At 48.0% G+C, this 5,686-nt stretch carries 3 protein-coding genes, 3 tRNA genes and 1 pseudogene; 4 read left to right on the forward strand and 3 right to left on the reverse strand.

The window, feature by feature from the left end; all coding sequences use genetic code 11:
* The 4 genes and pseudogenes from OEL57_RS13520 to OEL57_RS13535 all read left to right on the forward strand — a co-directional run.
* Window positions 1-135 (forward strand): annotated as a pseudogene (locus OEL57_RS13520) (gliding-motility protein MglA); the annotation flags it as partial.
* Window positions 136-219: 84 nt separating this feature from the next.
* Window positions 220-312: transfer RNA gene (locus OEL57_RS13525), tRNA-Ser, on the forward strand.
* Window positions 313-328: 16 nt separating this feature from the next.
* Window positions 329-405 (forward strand) — tRNA-Arg (locus tag OEL57_RS13530).
* A gap of 58 nt (window positions 406-463) precedes the next feature.
* Window positions 464-561, forward strand: a tRNA-Sec gene (locus tag OEL57_RS13535).
* Window positions 562-629: 68 nt separating this feature from the next.
* Here the strand turns inward: OEL57_RS13535 and OEL57_RS13540 are convergent.
* The 3 genes from OEL57_RS13540 to nuoL form a co-directional block, all read right to left on the reverse strand.
* Window positions 630-2,093, reverse strand: a complete 1,464-nt coding sequence (locus OEL57_RS13540) for an NADH-quinone oxidoreductase subunit N (RefSeq protein ID WP_300741128.1) — start codon at window positions 2,091-2,093, stop codon at window positions 630-632.
* Between the two features lie 32 nt (window positions 2,094-2,125).
* Entirely contained in the window at window positions 2,126-3,733 is a 1,608-nt protein-coding gene (locus OEL57_RS13545) for an NADH-quinone oxidoreductase subunit M (RefSeq protein WP_300741130.1), read from the reverse strand.
* A 37-nt stretch (window positions 3,734-3,770) separates the two neighbouring features.
* Window positions 3,771-5,686, reverse strand: a 1,916-nt coding sequence (gene nuoL, locus OEL57_RS13550; RefSeq protein WP_300741132.1) for an NADH-quinone oxidoreductase subunit L, incomplete at its 5' end; no start/stop codon positions are given.

The raw sequence follows: 5,686 nt of genomic DNA on the forward strand, positions 1-5,686 counted from the left end.
AAAGAGCTCCGTAAAGAGCTTAACCCAACCAATGTACCGGATTTTGAGGCATGTGCCTCAACCGGAGAAGGTGTATTTGAGACTTTAAAGGCTGTGGCCAAGTTGATTCTCGTCGACCTAAAAAAAGGACGGTAATAGTTAATTTAACATCGTGCCCACACCACAAAAACATTGCATTTACCATCGCAATAAAGTATATCTGTAAGTCCTTTTACACAGGGAGAGATGGCCGAGTAGGTCGAAGGCGCTCGCCTGCTAAGCGAGTATACTGGGAAACCGGTATCGAGGGTTCGAATCCCTCTCTCTCCGCCACTTACACTGTTAATATGCGCTTGTAGCTCAGCTGGATAGAGTACCAGACTACGAATCTGGGTGTCGGGAGTTCGAATCTCTCCAAGCGCGCCAAATAATCAAAGGGCTAGATACTCATCTAGCCCTTTGTTGTATTAACCTAGAATTTTTTGGAAGCACATCGGGCGCTGGTGGCTCGCGCGGTCTTCAAAACCGTTGAGAGGGGTGAGAAACTCCTTTGGCAGGTTCGATTCCTGTGTGCTTCCGCCATTCTAACAGAAAAGGCGCTACCGTTACCGGTGGCGCCTTTTCTGTTACGATCTATAGTGATCTCTCCACTAAATCAGTTTAACTGCCTGTTGAGCAAACTGAAGGAGCAATGAAGGGATTACACCAGGGATTAAGGAACCAGCCGCAGAAACAACCAAAGCAAGGCCTACAGGGGCCGAAATACTGAACCAGTCAAACTCCTCTTCGCCTGGCTTGAAGTACATGAACACAATCACGCGCAGGTAATAGTATACGGAGGCAGCACTATTCAGGACACCGATGATTGCCAACCAGATGTAACCAGCCTCTACAGCGCCTGAGAACAGGTAGAATTTACCGATGAAACCGGCAGTAGGTGGCATACCTGCCAAGGAAAACATGAACACAGTCATTGCAAGCGCAAGCAACGGGCGCTTATGCCCAAGACCGGCATAATCCATAACCGTGCCGTTAGGTTCACCCTTTTTGCCAATCAGCACGATAACGGCAAAGGCGCCGATATTCATAAAGGTGTAGGAGAGCATGTAAAACAAGATACCAGACATACCAGTTTCAGTTCCAGAGGCAAAACCAACAAGACAGTAACCGGCGTGTGCGATTGACGAATACGCCAGCATACGCTTGATGTTATCCTGACGAAGTGCGGTAAAGTTACCAACAGTCATGGTCAGAACAGCAAGAATCCAAAGCAGGTCAGACCACTCTGCTTTCATAACCGGGAAGGCTACCAGCAAGAGGCGCAACATGGCTGCAAAACCTGCTGCCTTAGGACCGGCAGACATAAAGGCTGTCATTGGTGTTGGAGCACCTTCGTACACATCAGGTGTCCACATATGGAACGGTACAGCTGCAATCTTGAACAAGAAGCCGGTAAGCATTAAAAACATACCGATCAGCAGCATGGTGTTGCTAGCTCCGCCAACCTGAGTAACAAGACTTGCAATTTTAGCGATACGAGTGGTACCGGTTACACCGTAAATAAGCGCCATACCATAGAGCAGGAAGCCGGTTGAGAAGGCACCCAGCAGGAAGTACTTCAGGCCTGCTTCATTTGATTTAATACTGTCACGATTGAAGCCTGCCAGCACATACAGTGAGATTGACATCAACTCAAGACCAAGGAAAATAGTCATTAAGTCTGTTGCGGCGGCCATCAGCATCATACCAACGGTGGTAAACAGAATGATCGGATACAGTTCACCATGATTACAATCTTCACGTGACATATATTGTTCACTGATCAGGACGGCAAGCCCTGCAGCTAACAAGAAAATGATCTTGAAGAAAATTGAGAAACTATCCTGCACAACTGAATCATTGAAGCCAGAAACAGTGGTACCCCAGCCAGTTACCGCAACAAAGCCAGCACCGATAATACCGATCAAGCTCAGCCAGGCGAGGTAGCCTTTAGACTTGGAGGGAACGAAGACGTTAACCAGCAGAAGAGCCATACCAAGCACTGAGAGAATCACCTCAGGCATGATGACATTCAGGTTAATCGTCTGAAAGAGTTGAGCTACATTGATATCCATTTAACAATCCTCCAGGGCATTAACTCGTTCAACTAGTGGGCAGCCGGCTTTTCAGCGGCGGGTTCAGTCACAGGATGCACCGGAGCAGCATGATCAGCTGGTGCAACTTCAGCAGCCGGGGCAACCGCAGGCACTGCTACCTTCGCGGTAGTTACTGGCTCAATACGGGTATGGGCAATCACCTTCTTAATTGAAGGGGTCATCTTTTCAATGAAGGGGTTGGGATAAACACCCAGTACAAAGATCATAACCAGCAGGGGAACCATGATTGCAATTTCACGGGCATTCAGATCAAGCAACGCTTGATTTTTAGGATTATCCAGTTCGCCAAACATGACCCGCTGGAACATCCAGAGCATATAGACAGCAGCAAAGATAACACCACTGGAAGCTATGATTGTCCACCAACGCAGGCTGCTTTCAAAACCACCAACCAGGATCAGAAACTCACCTACGAATCCGTTCGTACCCGGGAGCGCAACTGATGACAGGGTAACAATCATAAAGATGACGGCAAAGATCGGCATCTGCTTGGAGAGGCCACCAAAGTCCGTGATCAGACGTGTATGACGACGCTCATAGATAAAGCCAACGATAAGGAACAGTGCACCGGTCGAGATACCGTGGTTCAAGTTCTGTAGCAACGCGCCAGTAACACCCTGCTCGTTCAGCGCAAACAGACCAAGCATAACAAATCCAAGGTGTGCAACTGAAGAATAGGCAACCAGTTTTTTAACATCCTCCTGGACCATTGCCACAAGTGCAGCGTAGATAATGCCTATAACAGCAAGTGTTGCAATCAGCGGTGTAAACTGATGAGTTGCTTCAGGGAAGAGCGGCATGGCAAAGCGGATAAAACCGTAGGTACCCATCTTCAGCATGATAGCAGCAAGGATGACCGAACCTGCAGTCGGAGCTTCGGTATGAGCATCTGGCAACCATGTATGGAGCGGGAACATGGGAACCTTGACAGCAAATGCCAGTGCAAAGGCAGCAAAGAGCCAGGTTTGTGTTGCAGGATCAATCTTGAGATCAAAGAAGTGAACTAAACTGAAATCAGTAATACCGGTCTTTGTCCCCAAGAAGTAGAGGTAAATCAGAGCTACCAGCATCAGCAGAGAACCTACAAGGGTATAAATGAAGAACTTTACCGTTGCATACAGACGGTTCTTTCCACCCCAGATACCGATCATGAAGTACATCGGAATCAGCATCAACTCCCAGAAGATGTAGAACAGAAACAGGTCAAGTGAAATAAAGGCACCAAGCATTGCTGTCTCAAGAATCAGCAGACAGATCATGTACTCTTTAACCTTATCTTCAACAGCAGTCCAGGTTGAGAGTACTGCAATCGGCATAATAAAAGTTGTCAGAATGACCAGCCAGAGACTGATGCCATCAATGCCGATGTTGTAACGCATGGCAAAGGGACCAGCAGCAATCCAGGGTACATTCTCTACAAACTGATACTCTGCGTTGGTTTGATAGCCGGTTAAAATTGGCAAACTGGCTATAAAAGTAACCACGGTTGTCACTAAGGCGACACTGCGCAGCGCTCCATTGCTCCCCTTGGGGATGAAGAGCAGCAGAAGTACCCCCACGATGGGCAGGAAGGTCATCACGCTCAGAATGTTACTCATCGAATCTGCTCCTTTAGTACAAATTACAGAAGGTTAATTACTTGAACAGGTAGTAGCCGATGATTACAACCACACCGAAGGTCATTGACCAGGCATAATTGTAGATCTGACCGGTTTGCATGTAGCGGATAACACCACCAAACGCCATAACCACATGGGCAACACCGTTAACGATACCGTCAACAACCAGAACATCAAACCCTTTCCAGAGGAAACGACTAAGAGACTTACAAGGGTTAACAATCATGAAATCATACAGCTCATCGATATACCACTTGTTATAGACAGCACGATGCAGAGCCGGGAAAGCCGCAGTAAACTTCTTTGGAATCTCAGGACTTGCGATGTACAGCACATAGGCGGTGCAGATACCAACCACTGCAATAACAACAGAGGTTCCCATCAAGCCCCACTCCAACGCATGGCTGTGATGACCATGATGGGTATGGGCCTGCATATACGCATTAGCATTAGCAAAAACAGGCTCAAGATAATGTTCAAGGTAGTTTGGAATACCACCAACCAGATCACCAATCAGTTTTGGCAGACCAATATAACCACCCACGATTGACAACAGCGCCAGAACAATCAAAGGGAATACAATGACCATAGGAGATTCATGCAGATGCTTCTCTGCACCAGCCTTGATCCGGCAGGTACCGTGGAAGGTCATGAATACTAGGCGGAACATATAGAAAGCGGTCATCAGTGCAGCACAGGCTCCTAGCCCCCAGAGCAGCATATTAAGGCTACCATGCAGTGGGTTGGCAAACGCCTGCCACAGAATCTCGTCCTTTGAGAAGAAGCCCGAGAAACCAGGGATACCAGCAATGGCGATGGTAGCAACCAGAAATGTACCGTACGTCATAGGCATATACTTGCTGAGACCACCCATGTTGCGCATGTCCTGTGCATCGTCATGCGAATGGACATGGTGCAGTGCTCCATGCATAGAGTGGATAACTGCGCCGGAACCAAGGAACAAGCAAGCCTTGAAAAAAGCGTGGGTCATCAGGTGGAACACACCTGCAGTAAAGGCACCTACTCCCATTGCCAGGAACATGTAGCCAAGCTGGGAAACCGTTGAGTAAGCCAGAACCCGCTTGATGTCGTTCTGGGCAGTACCGATCGTGGCTGCAAAAAAGGCAGTACAGGCACCTATCACCGCTACCGTCATCATGGTTTCAGGGGAGCGAATAAACAGATAGCTCATCCGTGCGATCATGTACACACCAGCAGTAACCATGGTAGCAGCATGGATCAGAGCGGAAACCGGTGTTGGGCCTTCCATCGCATCTGGCAACCAGGTGTAGAGTGGAATCTGTGCAGATTTACCAGTAGCTCCCAAGAAGAAGCAGAGAGTAATGACAGTTACAACTCCACCTGTGGGAAACAGATTAGCGTGATTTGCCAGTTCGGTAAACTGAATGGTCCAGATACCATGGTTTTGACCAAGCCACCAGAACAGGGTAAAGGTACCCAGCAGGAAACCGAAGTCACCAACCCGGTTCATAACAAATGCCTTCTTACCGGCATCACCAGCAGACTTCTTGTGAAAGTAGTAGCCGATCAACAGATATGAACAGAGACCAACACCTTCCCAGCCAACAAACATCAGCAACAGGTTATTACCGGTTACCAATAGCAGCATTGAGAACACGAACAGGTTCAGATAGGCAAAGAAACGGTAGAAACCTTCTTCCCCATGCATATAGCCAATGGAGTAGATATGTATCAGAGTACCGATACCAGTAACCACCAGCAGCATCAAGCAGGAAAGCGGATCGATCAGGAAGGCGATGTCAGCGTTAAAGGTACCTGCAGTCATCCAAGTGAAGATCTTGATGTTCACAGACCGTTCTGCCGACGGAAGTCCAATCAGCTTGATGAAGGTCATAACTGAAACGATGAAGGAAGAAAACACGGCAAGAGTACCGATGCTACCTATGATCT

Source organism: Trichlorobacter sp. (assembly GCF_030247655.1).
In the GTDB taxonomy this organism is placed as follows: domain Bacteria; phylum Desulfobacterota; class Desulfuromonadia; order Geobacterales; family Pseudopelobacteraceae; genus Trichlorobacter.